Source organism: Polaromonas sp. DSP2-3-2b2 (assembly GCF_049895905.1).
Taxonomy (GTDB): Bacteria; Pseudomonadota; Gammaproteobacteria; order Burkholderiales; family Burkholderiaceae_C; genus Polaromonas.
The window spans coordinates 129,165-146,468 of sequence record NZ_JAFCTH010000003.1; the positions used below are offsets into that span (position 1 = coordinate 129,165).

Annotated in this window: 18 protein-coding genes; 5 read left to right on the forward strand and 13 right to left on the reverse strand. The window is 63.5% G+C overall.

What is annotated here, in order from left to right; all coding sequences use genetic code 11:
• Positions 1-106: 106 nt before the first annotated feature.
• The 7 genes from ACP7AD_RS04480 to ACP7AD_RS04510 all read right to left on the reverse strand — a co-directional run bounded on the left by ACP7AD_RS04480 (position 107) and on the right by ACP7AD_RS04510 (position 7,346).
• On the reverse strand, positions 107-1,618 hold the full coding sequence (locus tag ACP7AD_RS04480) for a tripartite tricarboxylate transporter permease (protein ID WP_426145885.1): 1,512 nt from the start codon (positions 1,616-1,618) through the stop codon (positions 107-109).
• Between the two features lie 12 nt (positions 1,619-1,630).
• Positions 1,631-2,119 carry a tripartite tricarboxylate transporter TctB family protein gene (locus tag ACP7AD_RS04485; RefSeq protein WP_426145887.1) on the reverse strand — a complete coding sequence of 163 codons (489 nt, stop codon included), beginning with the start codon at positions 2,117-2,119 and terminating at the stop codon, positions 1,631-1,633.
• A gap of 151 nt (positions 2,120-2,270) precedes the next feature.
• Positions 2,271-4,073 carry a GspE/PulE family protein gene (locus ACP7AD_RS04490; protein ID WP_426145889.1) on the reverse strand — a complete coding sequence of 601 codons (1,803 nt, stop codon included), beginning with the start codon at positions 4,071-4,073 and terminating at the stop codon, positions 2,271-2,273.
• A 43-nt stretch (positions 4,074-4,116) separates the two neighbouring features.
• Positions 4,117-4,884 carry a spermidine synthase gene (locus ACP7AD_RS04495; protein ID WP_426145890.1) on the reverse strand — a complete coding sequence of 256 codons (768 nt, stop codon included), beginning with the start codon at positions 4,882-4,884 and terminating at the stop codon, positions 4,117-4,119.
• A gap of 55 nt (positions 4,885-4,939) precedes the next feature.
• Positions 4,940-6,001, reverse strand: coding sequence for a tyrosine-type recombinase/integrase (locus tag ACP7AD_RS04500; RefSeq protein ID WP_426145892.1), 1,062 nt, complete (start codon positions 5,999-6,001; stop codon positions 4,940-4,942).
• Complete coding sequence (locus ACP7AD_RS04505) at positions 5,998-6,504, reverse strand: DNA-deoxyinosine glycosylase (RefSeq protein WP_426145894.1); 507 nt, start codon at positions 6,502-6,504, stop codon at positions 5,998-6,000. The genes ACP7AD_RS04500 and ACP7AD_RS04505 overlap by 4 nt, the downstream gene beginning before the upstream one ends.
• Complete coding sequence (locus ACP7AD_RS04510) at positions 6,498-7,346, reverse strand: TatD family hydrolase (protein ID WP_426145896.1); 849 nt, start codon at positions 7,344-7,346, stop codon at positions 6,498-6,500. The genes ACP7AD_RS04505 and ACP7AD_RS04510 overlap by 7 nt, the downstream gene beginning before the upstream one ends.
• Before the next feature lie 274 nt (positions 7,347-7,620).
• Between ACP7AD_RS04510 and ACP7AD_RS04515 the strand changes: the two genes are divergently transcribed.
• The 4 genes from ACP7AD_RS04515 to ACP7AD_RS04530 all read left to right on the forward strand — a co-directional run bounded on the left by ACP7AD_RS04515 (position 7,621) and on the right by ACP7AD_RS04530 (position 11,881).
• Positions 7,621-8,565: a S1C family serine protease gene (locus ACP7AD_RS04515; RefSeq protein WP_426145898.1), complete on the forward strand. Its 945-nt coding sequence runs from the start codon at positions 7,621-7,623 to the stop codon at positions 8,563-8,565.
• 22 nt (positions 8,566-8,587) lie between these two features.
• On the forward strand, positions 8,588-9,610 hold the full coding sequence (locus ACP7AD_RS04520) for an AAA family ATPase (RefSeq protein ID WP_426145899.1): 1,023 nt from the start codon (positions 8,588-8,590) through the stop codon (positions 9,608-9,610).
• Between the two features lie 200 nt (positions 9,611-9,810).
• Positions 9,811-10,797 (forward strand): DUF58 domain-containing protein, encoded by a 987-nt coding sequence (locus ACP7AD_RS04525; protein WP_426145901.1) that lies wholly within the window; start codon positions 9,811-9,813, stop codon positions 10,795-10,797.
• A 31-nt stretch (positions 10,798-10,828) separates the two neighbouring features.
• Complete coding sequence (locus ACP7AD_RS04530; protein ID WP_426146091.1) at positions 10,829-11,881, forward strand: VWA domain-containing protein; 1,053 nt, start codon at positions 10,829-10,831, stop codon at positions 11,879-11,881.
• Between the two features lie 95 nt (positions 11,882-11,976).
• On the opposite strand, the gene ACP7AD_RS04535 is transcribed toward ACP7AD_RS04530, so the two are convergent.
• The 6 genes from ACP7AD_RS04535 to ACP7AD_RS04560 form a co-directional block, all read right to left on the reverse strand.
• On the reverse strand, positions 11,977-12,165 hold the full coding sequence (locus ACP7AD_RS04535; RefSeq protein WP_426145903.1) for a hypothetical protein: 189 nt from the start codon (positions 12,163-12,165) through the stop codon (positions 11,977-11,979).
• Between the two features lie 63 nt (positions 12,166-12,228).
• On the reverse strand, positions 12,229-13,254 hold the full coding sequence (locus ACP7AD_RS04540) for a patatin-like phospholipase family protein (RefSeq protein ID WP_426145905.1): 1,026 nt from the start codon (positions 13,252-13,254) through the stop codon (positions 12,229-12,231).
• 156 nt (positions 13,255-13,410) lie between these two features.
• Complete coding sequence (locus ACP7AD_RS04545; RefSeq protein WP_426145906.1) at positions 13,411-14,727, reverse strand: hypothetical protein; 1,317 nt, start codon at positions 14,725-14,727, stop codon at positions 13,411-13,413.
• A 41-nt stretch (positions 14,728-14,768) separates the two neighbouring features.
• Positions 14,769-15,518 (reverse strand): hypothetical protein, encoded by a 750-nt coding sequence (locus ACP7AD_RS04550; RefSeq protein WP_426145907.1) that lies wholly within the window; start codon positions 15,516-15,518, stop codon positions 14,769-14,771.
• 46 nt (positions 15,519-15,564) lie between these two features.
• The gene (locus ACP7AD_RS04555) at positions 15,565-16,152 is read right to left on the reverse strand and encodes a hypothetical protein (protein WP_426145908.1); all 588 of its coding nucleotides are present in this window, start codon (positions 16,150-16,152) and stop codon (positions 15,565-15,567) included.
• A gap of 14 nt (positions 16,153-16,166) precedes the next feature.
• Positions 16,167-16,442: a DnaJ domain-containing protein gene (locus ACP7AD_RS04560; protein WP_426145910.1), complete on the reverse strand. Its 276-nt coding sequence runs from the start codon at positions 16,440-16,442 to the stop codon at positions 16,167-16,169.
• A gap of 344 nt (positions 16,443-16,786) precedes the next feature.
• On the opposite strand from ACP7AD_RS04560, the gene ACP7AD_RS04565 reads away from it, so the two are divergent.
• Positions 16,787-17,260 carry a hypothetical protein gene (locus ACP7AD_RS04565; protein WP_426145912.1) on the forward strand — a complete coding sequence of 158 codons (474 nt, stop codon included), beginning with the start codon at positions 16,787-16,789 and terminating at the stop codon, positions 17,258-17,260.
• The last annotated feature ends 44 nt before the right edge of the window (positions 17,261-17,304 follow it).

The following is a 17,304-nucleotide window of genomic DNA, read 5'->3' on the forward strand; positions in this document are numbered from 1 at the left end:
AAAAGGCTGGCTTTTGCCCGGCGGCCCTGCCGGCGAAAATCCGCGGACCCCATAAAAAAAGGCACCCGAAGGCGCCGATTTCGTGAAGGCCGTCAGGGCGCCGGCGTCACTCTTCGACGAAGGCTTCCTCGCGCTTGTTCTTCACCGCAGGCAGCAGCACGATGATGATCATCAGCACCGCCACGGCCAGCAAACCGGCGGAAATCGGACGGGTCACGAACACGCTCCAGTCGCCGCGCGACAGGAGCAGCGCGCGGCGCAGGTTCTCTTCCATCATCGGGCCGAGGATGAAGCCGAGCAGCAGCGGCGCGGGTTCGCAGCCCAGCTTGACGAAGCTGTAGCCGATGATGCCGAACAGGCCCACCATCCACACGTCCCAGGTGTTGTTGTTGGTCGAGTACACGCCAATCGCGCAGAACAGCACGATGGCCGGAAACAGATAGCGGTAGGGAACGGTCAGCAGCTTGATCCAGATGCCAATCAGCGGCAGGTTCAGGATCACCAGCATCGCATTGCCGATCCACATCGAGGCGATCAGGCCCCAGAACAGTTCGGGATTGCTGGTCATGACCTGCGGGCCCGGCTGGATGTTGTGAATCGTCATGGCGCCGACCATCAACGCCATCACCGCGTTGGGCGGAATGCCCAGCGTGAGCAGTGGAATGAACGATGTCTGGGATCCGGCATTGTTGGCCGACTCGGGCGCCGCGACGCCGCGGATGTTGCCCTGGCCAAAAGGCACTTCGTTCGGCTTCATCTTCATTTTCTTTTCAAGTGCGTACGCCGCAAAGGCCGCCAGCAATGCGCCGCCGCCAGGGAGAATGCCCAGCGCCGAGCCCAGGAAAGTGCCGCGCAGCACGGCCGGCGTCATGTCCTTGAAATCCTGCTTGGTCGGAAACAGGCCCGACACCCCGGCGGTGAACACTTCGCGCTCATGCTCCGGCTGGGCCAGGTTGCTGATGATTTCGCCGTAGCCGAACACGCCCATGGCAATCACCACGAAGCCGATGCCGTCGGTCAGTTCGGGAATGTCGAAGCTGAACCTGGCCACGCCCGAATTCACGTCGGTGCCGACCAGGCCGAGCAGCAGCCCCAGCACGATCATGGCAATTGCCTTGAGCAGCGAGCCCGAAGCCAGCACCACCGCGCCGATCAGGCCCAGCGTCATCAGGGCAAAGTATTCGGCCGGGCCGAACTTAAAGGCCAGTTCGGTTAGCGGCGGCGCAAAGGCCGCCAGGATCAGGGTGCCGACGCAGCCGGCGAAGAACGAGCCCAGACCGGCAGCGGCCAGCGCCGGCCCCGCCCGGCCTTTGCGGGCCATCTGGTAGCCGTCGATGCAGGTGACCACCGAGGACGATTCCCCCGGCAGATTCACCAAAATGGCGGTGGTCGAGCCGCCATATTGCGCGCCGTAGTAAATACCGGCCAGCATGATCAGCGCCGACACAGGGGGCAGCGCGTAGGTGGCGGGCAGCAGCATGGCGATGGTCGCCACCGGACCGATGCCGGGCAGCACGCCAATCAAGGTGCCTAAAATGCAGCCCACCAGGCAGTACAGCAGGTTGATCGGCGTGAAGGCCACGCCGAAACCCAGGGACAAATGCTCGAACAATTCCATTTTTTTGTCTCCTTAGCCGGTGATGAAAGCAGGCCACACCGGGAACTGCAGCTTGAGCGCCAGCACGAAAGCCAGGTAGCTGCCAATGGCCAGTACCGTGGCCAGAATGAGGGTGGTCTTGAATTTCCAGCCGTCTTCAGCCATGCTGGCGATGAACACCAGGGCATAAATGGCCACGATCATGCCCATGGCAGGAACGCCCATCGAAGGCAAACCAGCCAGCAGGACACCAAACACCAGGTTGGCCAGGATGACGAAGAACAGCGGCTTCCAGGCCCACTTGCCGATCTTGTCGCCGCCCATGGTTTCAACCACCAGCGCCTTGAAGGTGATGAAGGCGCCCAGGATCGTCATCAAAACACCCAGATAAAGCGGAAAGTAGCCAGGCCCCATGCGCGCGCCGTTGCCGATGTTGTAGGTGGTTGCACCCCAGGCAAATGCCACGCCGACGCCCATGAACATGAGCCCGGAAAAAAAGTCTTTTTGACTCTTGATTCTCACGGTCTGTCTCCTCGATAAAGAATGAATCGATGGATTGTGCATTCAAAGACCTTGCCGAAAAATGTGGCTTTCACCTACATCGGGGATACCCCTAGCCGGTTTATCCAGACGTAGAAATGCCGGACAAGGCTGGTTTCGCGGATATGCAATGTCAGGACAGGGACGGCGTGGTGGCCAGGATTTCCTCGATGGTGCTCAAGCCTTCGGCGACTTTCAGCGCGCCGGCCAGCCGCAGCGGGCGCATGCCTTCGCTGATCGCCTGGCGGCGCAGCGCATCCATGTTGGGCTCCTTCGAGACTTTTTCCTTGAAGGCTTCGGTCACGGTCAGCAACTCGTACAGCCCCATGCGGCCCCGAAAACCGGTCATGCGGCAATCGACGCAGCCCACCGGCTTGTAAGGCCGGTAGCTGCCGGTCACCTGCCAGGGCTTGACCATCTCGGCCAGCGTTTCGCGCCTGGCGCTGTCGTCGGGCTGGCGACACTGGGGGCACAGCGTGCGCACCAGCCGCTGCGCCAGCACGCCGAGCAGCGTGGCGTTGATCAGGTAGTTCGGCACGCCAAGTTCCATCAGCCGCGAGACCGCCGACGGCGCATCGTTGGTGTGCAGCGTGCTGAACACCAGGTGGCCGGTGAGCGCGGCCTGTACCGCCATTTCAGCCGTCTGCAAATCGCGGATTTCACCGACCATGATGATGTCCGGGTCTTGGCGCATCAGCGAGCGCAGGCCTTCGGGAAAGCCAAAGTTCAGCATTGGCTGGACCTGCGTCTGGTTGAAGGCCGGCTCGATCATCTCGATCGGGTCTTCGATCGTGTTGATATTCACCTCTTCGGTCGCCAGCCGCTTGAGCGTCGAATACAGCGTCGTGGTCTTGCCCGAGCCGGTCGGGCCGGTGACCAGAATGATGCCGTAGGGGCGCTTGACCAGCTGCTCCCAGCGCTCGGCATCGTGCGCCGAAAAGCCCAGCGCGTCGAGGTTTTTCACCGTCGTGTCGGGGTCGAAGATGCGCATCACCATCTTTTCGCCGAAGGCCGTCGGCAGCGTGGACAGGCGCATCTCGATTTCGTCACCGCGCGGGTTGCGGGTCTTGATGCGGCCGTCCTGCGGCCGGCGCTTTTCGACCACGTCCATGCGCCCGAGCAGCTTGATGCGCGCCGTCATGGCGTTGTGCACGGCCATCGGCAACTGGTACACCGGATGCAAGATGCCGTCGATGCGAAAGCGGATCACGCCCTGCTCGCGGCGCGGCTCCAGGTGGATGTCGCTGGCGCGCTGGTCAAAGGCATATTGCCAGAGCCAGTCCACCACCTGCACCACGCCCTGGTCGTTGGCGTCCAGCTGGCGGTTGCTCTTGTTCAGCTCGACCAGTTGCTCAAAACTGGCCGAACCCGAACCGCTGCTTGACTTGAGCGCGGCCTTGACCGATTTGGCCAGTGCAAAGAATTCGGCCGTGAACTTGGTGATTTCCAGCGGATTGGCCACCACCAGGCGCACGCTGCGCCGGGACTGGCGCTCGACCTCGGGCACCCAGTCGGTCACAAAAGGGTCGGACGTGGCAATCACCAGCTCATGCGCCGTGACCTGCACCGGCAGCACCTTGTGGCGCTCGGCATAGACCGCCGACATGGAGTCGGCCACCTTGCCCACATCGACCTTGAGCGGATCGATGCGCAAATACTTCAGCCCGGCGCGTCCGGCAAGCCACTGGCTGATGGCTTCCGCGTCCAGCGGCTTGCCGTCGGCCACCCGCGTCATGCCGATGCTGGCCAGCCGGACGATCGGATGCTGGGCGCTTTGCACCTGCGCGCAGCGGGTAATGGTGCGCTGCGAGTCCGCAGCGCTGATGATGCCGTCCTCGCTGAGCCACTCGACCAGCATGCGCCAGTCCAGCGGGCCGGCATGCGGCTGCCGGGCAGGAGGGTTCACGGGGGGCGAAGGGGGCAGGACAGCGCTCATGCAAGCCAATGTAACGCATCGGCCGGGCTGGATAACGCCGGGATCAGAGCACCGGCTTGAACAGCCGCAGCCATTTTTTGGCCGGCAGGTCCCAGCGCGATTCGATCACGCCGGCGCGTTGCAACAGCTCCTCGCGGTCCGGCCGCGTCGGCTCGAACTGGGCCAGCACCACGGTGTTGCCCTCGCGCGTCGGCCTGAAGGCCCAGATCGACTCCGGGCCAAAAGCTTCGGCCATCTTGACCAGCGAAGCTTCGTAGCTCGAATTGCGCCCAAACAGATTGACCGTCATCACGCCGTCCTCGGTCAGCAGCTCGCGGCAGTTGGCGTAAAAATCGGCATCGTCGAGCACCGGCGCGGCGGCTTCATGGTCGTACAGGTCGACGTGCAGCAGGTCCACCGTTCCCCGGTGCGCCGGCTTTTTGATTTCGCCGGCGGCGTCGGCCTCGATGACGCGCAGCCGGGCGTCGTCGCGCGGCAGCTTGAACCAGATGCGGCACGCGGTGACGACCTGCGGATTGATCTCGATGGCGGTGGTTTTCATGCGCAGCTTTTTGTAGCAAAACTTGGTCAGCGCAGCCGACCCTAGCCCGAGCTGCATCGCGTGCTTCTTGGCAACGGATTCGGCGTCGATGAACAGCAGGCCGGCCATCATGCGCTGCACGTATTCCAGCTCGATGTCGTAGGGTGCGTCCTTCAGCATCGAGCCCTGCACCCATTCGGTGCCCAGGTGCAGGAAGCGCACGTCGCCAAAGTCGGAAAAGTTGACTTCGGGCAGGTCCCGGGGGACGTTTGGATTTTCTTTGGTTGACATCAGTGGAGTCCGGCAGGGTTCAGGGGCGCGCTATAAGCGCAAACCCATTTTCGCCTCATGGCTGCGGCGCGTCCGAATCCGGCGCATCGACCGCATGCACATGCTTGCGCAGGCGCAGCAAAGCCTGGGCTTCGCGCAGGCCGGCGCGCGCCAGGATGTCATCGTCTAGCAGGCCGGCGTCCAGCCAGCGCACGATGCACGAATTGCGCAGCGTCATCGGCCCGGCATGGGCGAGCACGGTGTCCGGATAGCGCGGCCCGAGCACGGCGTTGACATGGCGGTTGGCCAGATGAAACAGCGCGCGCGGCGTCAGCCGGCCGGCCTTCTTGCGCGAGACAAACAGCGGCGTGCCGGCGTCCTGGGCCAAAGGCAGCGTGGCGCGCACCGTGAGCCAGGCGAGCACGGCCGCGCTCGCCTCTTCGGGCAGGCTGATGCGCCGGTCCTGCGCCTTTCGGGCGCCACTGAGGTCCAGCATGACCGGCGGCGCGTTTGCGTTCAAGGCTGCGTCCTCTGCCGGCCATAGTTCGCCCACGCCATGGCTGGAACCCAGCCGGGGATGCTGCACGTCGCCAATGTCCAGCCCCGCCAGTTCGGCCACCGTCAGCGCCGCCTGCATCATCAGCCGCAGGATCGCCTGGTCGCGCACCTCCAGCCACGGCTGGTCCTGCGGCGGCGGGTCGACGGGCAGCGCCACGGCCTGCAGCAGCGCATCCCAGTCGAGCGCATGAAACACCAGCGAATCCATCTGCTCGGTCGGCGACACCGACGCGCCGGCATCCACCGGGTTGTCGGCTACCCAGTCCTGCGCCTGGGCAAAGGCATAGATTTTCTTCAGCACGCGGTAGTAGCGGCGCTGCGTCACGGTGCTGACATGGACCATGCCGCGCGCCTGCCCGCGCGGGCTCAGCGCTTCCAGGTAGGCGCGCACATCGGGCGATTTGGCTTCGTGCCAGGCCAGCGGGCCATGCGCCGTCAGAAATTCAGTCCAGCCGGCCCACAGCGAATGGTAAGACGCCAGCGAACGCGGCGACAGGCCGCCTTTGCGCTGGGTGGCGCGTTCCAGCGCCCAGGCCTTGAAAACGTCCTCGGCGGTCGAGGGAAACGAAAGTTTGCTCATTGCTTGTCGGTCAATCCATGTTGCTCAAAAACCTCGCGCCAGGCGGCGAGCTTGCGCTCAAACGACCATGACGCATTGGCCGGGCTGGTGGATGGGAGCCGGTACACCGGCAGGCCCAGCCGCTCGGCATGGCGCGCATGCTTGAAGCTTTCGCCGCCGTTGTGCGCAATCGCCTGCAGGTCGGGGCACCAGCAGCGCAGCTGCGAAAAATCATTCATCTGCGGCTGGCGGATGCTGCTGTCCAGGCTGCCTTCGCGCTCGCAGGCGGCATACACGTCCCACAGGCCTAGACCCCTGTCCAGCAGCCATTCGCTACGGATTTTATAGCTATTAGTGCCCGTGGGTAGTGCGCAAGAAGGCCAAATGGCTTGCAAAATTCGCCAGAACTGGTTTTGCGGGTGGCCGTAGTACTGCTGCGCCGCCAGGGACGCCGCGCCAGGAAAGCTGCCCAGGATCAACAGTTGTGTCCGGCTGGAGACCAGCGGCGCCAGCCCGGTCAACACGGCAGCAAGCCCCTGAGCTTGGGAAAAGCTTGCAGCGCATTGGCCGTGGTGGCCCGCGCCAGCGCTTCAAGCGGCATGCCACGCAGCTGCGCCAGCGCGGCGGCGATGCGCGGCAACTCGCCCGGCTCGTTGCGGCCCTGGCCCTGCCCGTCCTCGCGCTGCTGCGCCGTCCGGTAAAGCCAGTGCGGCGGGATGTCGGGCGAGTCGGTTTCCATCACCAGCGCGTCCAGCGGCAATTCGCCGGCCAGCCGCCTGATCTGCAGCGCTGAATCAAAGGTGACATTGCCGCCAAAGCCGAGCTTCAGGCCGAGCTTGATGAATTCATTCGCCTGCTGCTCGCTGCCGTTGAAGGCATGGCCAATGCCGCGCCAGCCGCCTTCGGGCTTGAGTTCGCGCAGGTGCTTGAGCAGCTGGTCGGCCGAGCGCCGCACATGCAGCATGACCGGCAGGCCGTGCTTGCGCGCCAGCTTGAGCTGCTCGCGGTAGAAAAATTCCTGGCGCTCGCGCATCGGACTTTGTTTGAGCGCCGGCTCGAAATAATCCAGGCCGATCTCGCCGACCGCCACCAGGCGCGGGTCGCCCTGCCGCAGGCTCAGCTCCGCATCCAGCGCCTGCAGGTCGGCGTCCTGCGCCCCGGGCACGCACAGCGGATGAATGCCCAGCGCATAACTGTCGCCAAACTGGTGCGCGAGCAGCCGGACCGCCTCGAAGTTACCCACCGCCACGGCCGGCAGCACGCAATGCATCACGCCCTGGGCCAAGGCGCGCGCCCGTACGTCGGCCAGGTCGGCTGAAAATTCGGCGGCGTCGAGGTGGCAATGCGTGTCGATCCAAGAGGTCATGAAGGTTAGTTTCAAGGGAAAGCGGGCTGGCCTGGCCCAGCATATTGACACACAAATTAAACAGGCACCGGCCCTGCTTTTTCAAAGCGAAATGCCGCATGCGCGATAGCGCCGCCGCGTAAATCAGCGCATCTTGAGACCAGTTGAAACAAACCGAAAGCGCTTGTTTCAGCAAGCCCCTGGCAAGGACTTGCACATGTGCAGCCGGGTAAAAATCATGATACGGTGCGTTTCTTGTCCCGTCGGTTTTTGACACAACCTTACAGGTGAACGGATGCGCAGGCCTGCCCTCTACAGTAGTTCCCAACGCCAGCGTCCCTTGCCGGGACCGGCGGGCAATGATGACCCTGAACCTGCCCCGGCGCCAGGAAACAAAGGACCGGAGCAACCCTTGTCAAGCACCGCGCGCTTCATGCGTCACCTTTCAGTGCACAACATCCACCTGCTGTGGTCGGTGGTCGGGCTGCTGGCCCTGCTGCTGGCGATCAGCCTGTTCTCTTCGCTCCAGCCTGGCGCCCGCAAGCTGACCCAGAAGGACATCAACGCGGCCGTGCTGAAAACCCTGGAAACGACAGTGCTGCCTTCGCCGGCGGTGAAGGCCTACGAGGCCATCATTCCGTCGGTGGTGCGCGTGGTCGGGCTGGGCAAGCCGACCAGGGACCAGGACGGCGACGAGCACACCGGCCGCAGCGTCGGCACCGGTGTCGCCATCACGGACAAGGGCATCATCCTGACCAACCTGCATGTGGTGCAGGGCGCGCAAACCATCAAGCTCACCTTTGCCGACGGGCTGGAGTCCACCGCCAGCATCACCGGCGTGCAGCCCGAGAACGACCTGGCCGTGCTGCAGGCGCACAAGATTCCCGACGACCTGACCGCTGCCACGCTGCGCTCGACCGCCGACCTGGCGCCGGGCGACGGTGTGGTGGCCGTGGGCTATCCGTTCGGCATTGGCCCGTCGGCGTCCAGCGGTGTCATCTCGGGGCTCAAGCGCACCTTTCGCTCGCCCGAGGACGAACAGGTCATCACCAACCTGATCCAGTTCGATGCCGCCGCCAACCCAGGCAACTCGGGCGGCCCGCTGGTCACCCTGGAAGGCGAGGTCATCGGCATCGTGACGGCCATCTACAACCCGAACCAGCAGCGGTCCTTTGTCGGCATCGGTTTTGCCGTGCCGATAGAAAATGCCGCTGCGGCTGCCGGCATGCATCCTTTTTGAAAGTTCCTGAAAGGCTTTTTCCATGGATTCGAACCGTTTCGAGCATTCGGCCGCCGCCGGCCACGACACCGCGCAACTGATGGAGCAGATCCTCTACGAGGTCAAGCGCGTGGTGGTCGGGCAAGACCGCTTCCTGGAACGCGTCATGGTCGCCATCCTGGCGCAAGGCCATCTGCTGGTCGAAGGCGTTCCCGGCCTGGCCAAGACGCTGACCATCAAGACGCTGGCCGAAACCATTCGCGGCCAGTTCAAGCGCATCCAGTTCACGCCCGATCTGGTGCCAGCCGACCTGGTGGGCACGCGCATCTACAACCAGAAAACCGGCGACTTCAGCACCTCGCTGGGGCCGGTATTCACCAATCTTCTGCTGGCCGACGAGATCAATCGGGCGCCGGCCAAGGTGCAAAGCGCACTGCTTGAAGTGATGCAGGAGCGGCAGGTGACGATTGCCGGCATCAGCCACAAGGTGCCTTCGCCTTTTCTGGTCATGGCCACGCAAAACCCGATCGAGACCGAAGGCACCTATCCGCTGCCCGAAGCGCAGGTGGACCGCTTCATGATGAAGGTGACGGTGGACTACCCGACCGACGAGGAAGAGTTCGTGATCGTCCAGCGCGTCACCGGCCCGGCGGTAGCGGTGGCGGCCGTGGCCAGCACCGAACAGCTGGCCGCGCTGCAGGCCGAATGCCGGCGCGTGTATGTCGATCCTTCCTTGGTGCAGTTTGCGGTGCGGCTGGTGTCCAGCACACGCCACCCGGGCCGGCACGGACTGGAGGAGCTGGCGCGGTTCATCACCTTCGGCGCGAGCCCGCGCGCCACCATCAATCTGACCGAAGGCGCCCGCGCGCTGGCCATGCTGCGTGGCCGAAGCTATGCGCTGCCCGAAGACATGACCGACCTGATCCCCGACGTGCTGCGCCACCGGCTGGTGCTGTCGTACGAAGCGCTGTCCGAAGGCTTTTCCGCCGACCGGATCGTGGACAGGATCATGGCCAGAATCCCGCCTCCGGCCAAGCCGCTCACCCATGAAAAACTCGTGGCCTAGTAGAGCCCCCACGCTCCCCACTTCGTGTGGTTCGCTGCCCTTGCAGGGCGCCACGCCGCCAGAGGCGGCGCATCTGCAGGCTGTCCAAGCCCGCGCAGGCGGGCTCGGAGCCGTAGCCTGCAGCCCCGAGGGGGCCGCCCCGCCTGCGGCCCGGCTAAGCCGGTTCCGCGGCCTGCACTTGGACGATCGGGGAATGCGCCATGCCTAAGCTTTCTCACGCTGTGCAGCCACTTGTCGCACCAGCCCCCGCCGAAAGCGCTGACCACTTGCTGCGCCGGCTCGAATGGACGGTGCTGCGCCGGCTCGACGGGCTGCTGCAGGGCGACTACCGCACGCTGCTGCGCGGCACCGGCATGGACCTGGCCGACCTGCGTGAATACCAATACCACGACGATGTGCGCCATATCGACTGGAACGTCACGGCGCGGCAGCAAGCACCGCATGTCCGCGTGTTCACCGAAGACCGCGAGATGAGCGCCTGGTTTTTGCTCGACCTGAGCCCGTCGATGGATTTCGGCTCCAGCGAGCAGCGCAAGCGCCATGTGCTGACCGACTTTGTCGCCGTGCTGGCGCGGCTTTTGACGCGTCATGGCAACCGCGTAGGCGCCCTGCTTTACGGCTCGGGCGTTGATGCCGCGCTGCCGGCGCGCGGCGGCCGCCCCCATGTGCTGCACCTGCTGCACACCCTGCGGTCGCGGCCGGAAGCGGCCAGCGCGGGAACCACCAGGCTGCATGAACTGCTGGAGTCCGCCGCCAATCTGGTACGCCGCCGCTCCACCGTGTTCGTGGTGTCCGACTTCATCACCGAGGGCGGGTGGGAAAAACCGCTGGGCATGCTGGCCCAGCGCCATGAAGTGGTGGCGGTGCGCCTGCTTGATCCGCTGGAACTGGAATTGCCCGACCTGGGCTTGATTCCGATCCTTGATGCCGAAACCGGCGAGCAACTGCTGGTCGATACCCACGATGCCGGCTTTCGCAGGCGCTTTGCGCGCATTGCCGCCCAGCGCGAAGCCTACCTGCGCCAGGCGCTGGCAAGTGCGGGCGTGGACACGCTGGAGCTTTCGACCGACGACGACCTGGTTAACGCCATCATGCGTTTTACCGACCTGCGCAAGCAGCGCAGCCGCTTGTGCGGCGCGCATGCGGCATCAAGCCGGCTGCCGGCCCACCTGGCCCGTGCAGGCTGAACTGCGTGGAGAAACCGCCATGACCCTTCCTATGAATTTCCTCTGGCCCCAGTTTTTATGGCTGCTGCTGGCCCTTCCGCTGCTGGTGGCCGTGTATGTGTGGCTGCTGCGCCGCAAGAAAAAGGTCGCCCTGCGCTACGCCAGCCTGAGCGTCGTCCGCGAAGCCATGGGCACCGGCCAGAGCTTTCGCCGGCATATCCCGCCGCTGCTGTTCCTGCTGTCGCTGGCCGCCATGCTGGTGGCGTCGTCGCGCCCGTTCGCTGTCGTCACGCTGCCGTCGCAAAATGAAACCATCATCCTGGCGATGGATGTGTCGGGCAGCATGCGGGCGACTGACGTGCTGCCCAACCGGCTGGTGGCGTCGCAAAATGCCGCAAAAGCCTTCCTGGCCCACCTGCCGCGCAGCGTGCGGGTCGGCGTGGTGGCTTTTGCCGGCACCGCCGCCGTGGTGCAGCCGCCCACGCTGAGCCGCGAGGACCTGACGGTGGCGATTGACAAGTTTCAGCTGCAGCGCGGCACGGCCATCGGCAACGGCATCATCGTGTCGCTCGGCGAGTTGTTTCCCGACGCGGGCATCGACCTGGAATCGCTGGAAACCGGCCGGGACCGCAAGCGTGGCATGTCGCTCGACCAGGCTGGAAAAGACGACGCCAGCAATCGCAAACCGTTCACGCCGGTCGCGCCCGGCTCCTACGGTTCCGCCGCCATCATTTTGCTGACCGACGGCCAGCGCACCACCGGCGTCGATTCGCTTGACGCGGCCAAGGCGGCGGCTGACCGGGGCGTGCGGGTTTACACCGTGGGCGTCGGCACGGTCGAAGGCGAGACCATCGGTTTTGAAGGCTGGTCGATGCGCGTCAAGCTCGACGAGGAAACTCTCAAGGGCATTGCCCGCGCCACCCAGGCCGAATACTTCTATGCCGGCACGGCGGGCGACCTGAAGAAGGTCTACCAGACGCTGAGTGCCCGGCTGACGGTGGAGAAAAAGGAAACCGAGATTTCCGGGCTGCTGGCATTGGCCGCCGCCCTACTGGGACTGCTGTCGGCCAGCCTGTCGCTGCTCTGGTTCAACCGGATCCTCTGACGCCACCCGGGCCGGCGTCAAAAGGAATTTTTACGACGAAATATGCCTTTTGCGCAATACGGTCGGGCATGAATAGCTACTATTTAAATAGCAGCTTACTTCTTCACTGATTTTCTTTTCTTCGGCGCCGCAGCCTTGGGCATCAGCGCATCGGTCCAGGCCTTGGTGGCCTGCCGCGTGTTCTTGGCGGTTTCGCGCTTGACGGCGGCGGTCGCCTGGGCCCGGGCCGATCCGGCGATCTTGTTGGCGCCACTGAGAAACATGCTCATAAACGGATTTTTCATGACAGCTACTCCTTTAAAAATGGACTGTTTCCAAACGGGAAAATTCCCTTGCCTTCATTACCTTCAATAAAACAATTCGGCCAGATCGACCGTGGAGTGCTTGCCGATCTCGCCGTGATTGGCTTCCAGCCAGGCCCTGGCCTGCTCGCGTCCCAGATTCTTTAGCAGTTCAAAAAACCCCATGTTCGCCGCGAGCTTGGTCTCGGTCTTGAACTCATGCATCTGCTCCTGCGCGTCGATCACATGGAAATTCAGGCGGACCAGGCGCCGCTCCAGCCGGCCGAAAGAGAAAAACGATTCGCTGGCGTACTCGCGGGCATGGGCAAACATGCGCATTTCCCGCAGGAAGGTCGAATTGAAGGCCAGTTCGAGCACCCGGTCCTTGATTTCCTGGACGCTGTGCGGCGTGCCCTTGTGCTTTAGGGGCGTGAGCAGCACCATCAAAATGTCGCTGGTCTTGCATTCGTAGAACAGCGGATAAATCGCCGGATTGGCGGCATAGCCTCCATCCCAGTAGGGCTCGCCTTCAATCTCGACCGGACGGGCCATCTGCGGCAGGCAGGCCGAGGCCAGGATGGCGTCGGCGCTGATCTCTGGCGAGCGAAACAGCCGCACCTTGCCTGAATTGGCATTGGTCGCGGCAATGTAGAGCTTGACCGGGCTTTCGCTCCGGAGGCGTTCAAAATCGACCTGCGCCAGCAAAATCTTGCGCAGCGGATTGACATCGAAGGGGTTGAGCTGTTGCGGCGAAAAGTAATGGGCAAACTGCAGCATCATTTTGAAGGCCGGCACCAAGCTGACGTTCTGGCCGTCCCTGGACGGGATGGCGATTTCAAACGGCAGACTTCCGGCCACTTGGGACCAGAACGCCAGCAGCGCGGCCCGTGCACCCTCGCGGCCGCCGGTCATCAGGCCCTGCGCCAGGACGACTGCGTTCATGGCGCCGGCGCTGGTGCCGCTGACACCCTCGAAGTCGATTCGGCCGTCTTCCAGCAACTGATCCAACACCCCCCAGGTAAAGGCGCCGTGGGCGCCGCCGCCCTGCAGGGCCAGGTTGATGGTTTGCTGGCTGCGTCTTCCAAAAAGCAAAAGCGTCTCCTGACGGTGCTTGCGCAATACGCCCGAGGCTCAGGCGCATGCGACTTTGTTGCACTGCAGCATAGCACCGGATGCACCGATGAGCTACGTCAGGAATTGTCCTGACAGGCCGAAAGGCAAGCACCGGGCAGCACTGCAGGCACGGATTCAGGCCGCCTTCACATGGCATTCGCGGCGCAGCAGCGCCAGCGCATCCTTGCGCGCGTAGGTCGAATCGCTTTGCAGCGTGGCCCCGGCCTCTTCGACAAAATCTTCCCATAGCTGCCAATACGCGTCCTGGTGCTGCGCAGGCGCATGGTCAGCGATGTACTGGCGGGCCAGCTCGGGCCTGAAACCGGGCTCGCTACCCGGTTTTTGCATCTTGCGCACCAGCGCGGCGGCGGCTTTTTCGCTCAAGACGGTTTTGGGCACGGCATCGGCCGCCACGCAGACCAGCAGGGTCAGCAGCGAGCCGTCGTCGCAGTTGCCGCCTGTCACCTTGTCCCAGGCGCTGGATACCGACTGCTCGTGGTAATGCATCTCGCTGGCGATGTCTTCCACCCAGAAATAGCGGCCGAGCAGCGGCGCATGGTGGTGTTCGCTGTCATTGGCAAACAGCGGCCGGGCCGACAGCGCGCCGTCCAATATTTGCGGCAGGTCGGCCAGCACGGACTGGCGCACGGCCTGCACCACGCCCCGAAATTCATCGGGCAGGTCCTGCGGAATCGTGATGGACAGCGTCTGCGCCCGGGCGCTGGCGGCTTTCTGGGTCTTGGCCTCGCTGCGGGCCCTGGCGGCCTCGTACTTCTTGCGCAGGTCGGCCACCATCTTTTCAAATTCGACCCAGTCGGGGAATTCAGTGCGCCGGGTGGCCAGCGCCAGCAAGGCCGTGCGGAGCACCGCTTCGGCATGGGTGTGCGCCTCTTCCAGGGCCTCCACGTCCAGGCCGAGCTGCTCGGCCAGCCAGAGCGCTGCGTCTTTTTCCTGCTGAATTGGCCGGCGCCGGGCCAGTTCGGCCTGGTAGTCGGCCAGGCTTTTCAGTGACCATTCGGCCAGCCCTTTGGGCGGGCCGGCGGCATCAAGGCCGCTGTCCAGGCTGGCATGAAAGCTGGTGCTCTCAGGCAGCGCGAGCAGGGCTTTGAGCATGTCCGATCCACCCTTGGAGCGCGACAGGAAGGAATGGTCGCGCAGCGACTCGGCGGCCTGGCGCAGATCGCCGCCGCTGGTGCTTTCCAGGTACAGGCTCACCAGGTTGATGATGCGGTCCCTGGCTTTTTCAATGTCCGGACGCAGGAATTCGTTGCCAAAGTAACGCGCAATCTGCACCATGCCCTTGGGCGCATCGGTGCGGATGGCGTCGAGTTTCGCGCTGTCAATGATGCCGTTTTGCATGCCGAACTGCAGCGCTTTTTCAAAAAACGGACGTGCGTCGTAGAGTGAAACCGGCGCGGGGGAAACAGGGGAAACAGGGGCTGAAGGGTTCATCGTCATGGTGAAGAAGGGTGGCGGTCCGAACGGCGCCAGCGTCAGATGGCCGATTCCTCGTCCGAGTCGCGCGCGGCCGGCGTGGCCTGGCCCCGGTCGGTGTCGCCGGTCTCCACCTTGCCGTCGTCCTCGTCGTCCAGCGACTCGTCGCCCTCCGCGCCCAGGTCGTGCGCGCGCGCCTTCGCCCGCAGCACGGTAAGCATCTCGATGAACAGGTCCGGGTTCTGGTAGCGCAGCAGCCAGGCCAGTTCCATCCAGTCATGGTCGGCCACCTCGTCCTGCTCGACCTGCGGCCGTTCGTAGCTTCTGGCCTGCAGGTCGGCCTTGGAGATCAGTTCGCCGGTGTCCTTCATCGTGTCGAAGCTGCCATTGCAGGCAAAAGCCTCGATGCGGTCCCATTTCTCGGTGAAGTAGTCGGCCAGCGCCTCGCTGCCGCCTTCGAGGTCGCCGATGGCATTGAGGAACTCCAGCGGATCGGCGTCCTCGCGGAAGATGATGGCGTTCATCATGCCGCGCAGGTGAGTGCGCGTGAGGTCCTTGTACTGCTTTTCAATCACCACGGCGCGCGCGAACTGCTCGGGCGTGACCAGCAGGTTCACGATGGATTCCTTCGAATTGTCGTATTCGCGGATAACCGCCAGGATGTCCTTGGCCGGCAGCAGGTCGAGCACGACCATCAACGCGCTGTCGCCCTCGGCATCGGCCAGCTCGACCAGCGCACTTTCAGCGCCAACGATGTCGCCGGCGGCAATCAAGGTCTGGGTTTTTTCAATCAGGGCAAGGTGGTTCATACGGGTTAACTGTGTGTTTATTCAAAAAAGTCGGCGCGTCACTGCGTCAGTCTTTGCGGTCAAAGCCTTGATCTTCGAGCCAGCTGGCGCCCGCCTCTTCGCGGTCTCTGGCGTCGCCGCGCACCTCGTCGCTTTCGTGGTCGTTGAAATCGTCCTGGCCATCGGTGTCGCCGTCATCGCCTTCATCGCCTTCATCGCTGTCTTCGTCGCGTGCGTCGCCGCCGCCCTGCCCGCCGAAGGCCGCGTCCGGCTTGTCCGCCATGTAGTGCAGGCCCGCCGCCACTGTAAGGAACCACTCGCCGCTTGGTGCCTTCAGGATGATCTGGGCCAGCTCGTGCGCCCACGGCGTCAGCTCGATGCCGCCCGACAGGCTGGACCACTCGGGAAACTCGTCGGATTCGTGGCTGAGCAGATGCTCCATCAGGGCCGGCTCGGTGAAGCGCAGGCCCTGGTGAAAGACCACCGCCACCATCTCGGGGCTGAGTTCCATCATCTGCACCAGAAAGCCGATTTCCTTGCGCTTTTCGGCCAGCCGCTGGCGCAGCACGTCGCGGCCATCGGAGTCAAACGTCAGGTCGTCGATTTCAGCGCGGTAGGCCGAGCGCAGGTTGCGGAAAAACGGGGAAATGTTCATGTTGCGGTTGGTTTTCAAAGCAGGGAATTGAAATAGTTTTGCCAGATGCCCTGCGCAGTCTCCAGCGGGCTGTCGAGCAGGTTGCGGCGGCGGTTGTCGTCGTAGGCCTGGCGCCGGTCGGGATCGGACAGCACTTCGTAGGCTTGCTGCACCGCCCGAAAGCGCGCGGGCGCTTCTGGCGCGGCGTTTTTGTCAGGGTGCCAGAAGGAGGCTTTCTGGCGAAAGGCTTTTTTGACATCAGCCAGCGTCGCCGCGCTGCTGAGCCCCAGGGTGGTGTAGTGATCGGTCATGCGTTTGTGGGGAATTTCCTTGCAGCGAAGCGATGGGCGGGCGGCTTGCCGCACACTGGCGTGTCAGATTCAAGCGCGACCGAGGCACGAGCCGTGCCGCCGCAATGCGCGACGCGCAACCGGTGATTATGCTTCAGGGGTGCCATTTCAGCAGGGAGGAACGGTTGACCAGGGGCCATCCTGGGCGCAGCAAGCCATCAACCCGTCACCGCTTGCACGGCAGAAATGTCTGAATTCGAATTGCAAAGTAATGTAAACAGCGTCAACTGGCTAGGCTGGACGGTCGTTAATAGGTTGATTGCAACGATACCGTTGCGTCAATTGATTTCAACTAAAGGCTTCTCATGAACAAGTTACTCGCTTCCCTGATCGCCGGTCTGTTTGTTTCCGGTGCATTCGCCCAGGCGCCTGCCACGCCTGCAGTCGTGAAAGCAGAAGTCAAGGCTGACAAAGCCACGGTCAAGGCCGTCGAATCCGAAGCCAAAGTCGATGCCAAGGCCGACGCCAAGGTTGAAAAATCCGAAGTGAAGTCCGGCAATGCCAAGGCCAAGGCCCACGCAAAGGCCACCGATACCAAGGCAAAAGCCCATGCCAAGGTTGTCAAAGCCGAGCCAAAAGACAAGGTAGCCGCAGAAGCCAAGGCCGACAAAGTCGATGCCAAGGCCGATGCCAAAGCCGACAAGGCCATCGTCAATGCCACCGCCAAGACCGACAAGGTGAAGGTTGACGCCACCGCTGACAAGGCCAATGCCGCATCGGCCACCACCGCCGTGAAAGCCGAAGGCAAGGCCGATGTGAAAGCCGCCACCGTCAAGTAAGCGGTTCCCGCGCTCTTAAAAAAGACAGGCTTTGCCTGTCTTTT

Bases quoted from the DNA above. Each gene is read 5' to 3' on its own strand.
- ACP7AD_RS04480 (WP_426145885.1), bottom strand. From the start codon at position 1,618: ATGGAATTGTTCGAGCATTTGTCCCTGGGTTTCGGCGTGGCCTTCACG.
- ACP7AD_RS04490 (WP_426145889.1), bottom strand. From the start codon at position 4,073: ATGAGCGCTGTCCTGCCCCCTTCGCCCCCCGTGAACCCTCCTGCCCGG.
- ACP7AD_RS04560 (WP_426145910.1), bottom strand. From the start codon at position 16,442: ATGACCGATCACTACACCACCCTGGGGCTCAGCAGCGCGGCGACGCTG.
- ACP7AD_RS04495 (WP_426145890.1), bottom strand. From the start codon at position 4,884: ATGTCAACCAAAGAAAATCCAAACGTCCCCCGGGACCTGCCCGAAGTC.
- ACP7AD_RS04530 (WP_426146091.1), top strand. From the start codon at position 10,829: ATGAATTTCCTCTGGCCCCAGTTTTTATGGCTGCTGCTGGCCCTTCCG.
- ACP7AD_RS04510 (WP_426145896.1), bottom strand. From the start codon at position 7,346: ATGACCTCTTGGATCGACACGCATTGCCACCTCGACGCCGCCGAATTT.
- ACP7AD_RS04565 (WP_426145912.1), top strand. From the start codon at position 16,787: ATGAACAAGTTACTCGCTTCCCTGATCGCCGGTCTGTTTGTTTCCGGT.
- ACP7AD_RS04520 (WP_426145899.1), top strand. From the start codon at position 8,588: ATGGATTCGAACCGTTTCGAGCATTCGGCCGCCGCCGGCCACGACACC.
- ACP7AD_RS04555 (WP_426145908.1), bottom strand. From the start codon at position 16,152: ATGAACATTTCCCCGTTTTTCCGCAACCTGCGCTCGGCCTACCGCGCT.
- ACP7AD_RS04500 (WP_426145892.1), bottom strand. From the start codon at position 6,001: ATGAGCAAACTTTCGTTTCCCTCGACCGCCGAGGACGTTTTCAAGGCC.
- ACP7AD_RS04550 (WP_426145907.1), bottom strand. From the start codon at position 15,518: ATGAACCACCTTGCCCTGATTGAAAAAACCCAGACCTTGATTGCCGCC.
- ACP7AD_RS04515 (WP_426145898.1), top strand. From the start codon at position 7,621: ATGCGCAGGCCTGCCCTCTACAGTAGTTCCCAACGCCAGCGTCCCTTG.
- ACP7AD_RS04535 (WP_426145903.1), bottom strand. From the start codon at position 12,165: ATGAAAAATCCGTTTATGAGCATGTTTCTCAGTGGCGCCAACAAGATC.
- ACP7AD_RS04525 (WP_426145901.1), top strand. From the start codon at position 9,811: ATGCCTAAGCTTTCTCACGCTGTGCAGCCACTTGTCGCACCAGCCCCC.
- ACP7AD_RS04545 (WP_426145906.1), bottom strand. From the start codon at position 14,727: ATGAACCCTTCAGCCCCTGTTTCCCCTGTTTCCCCCGCGCCGGTTTCA.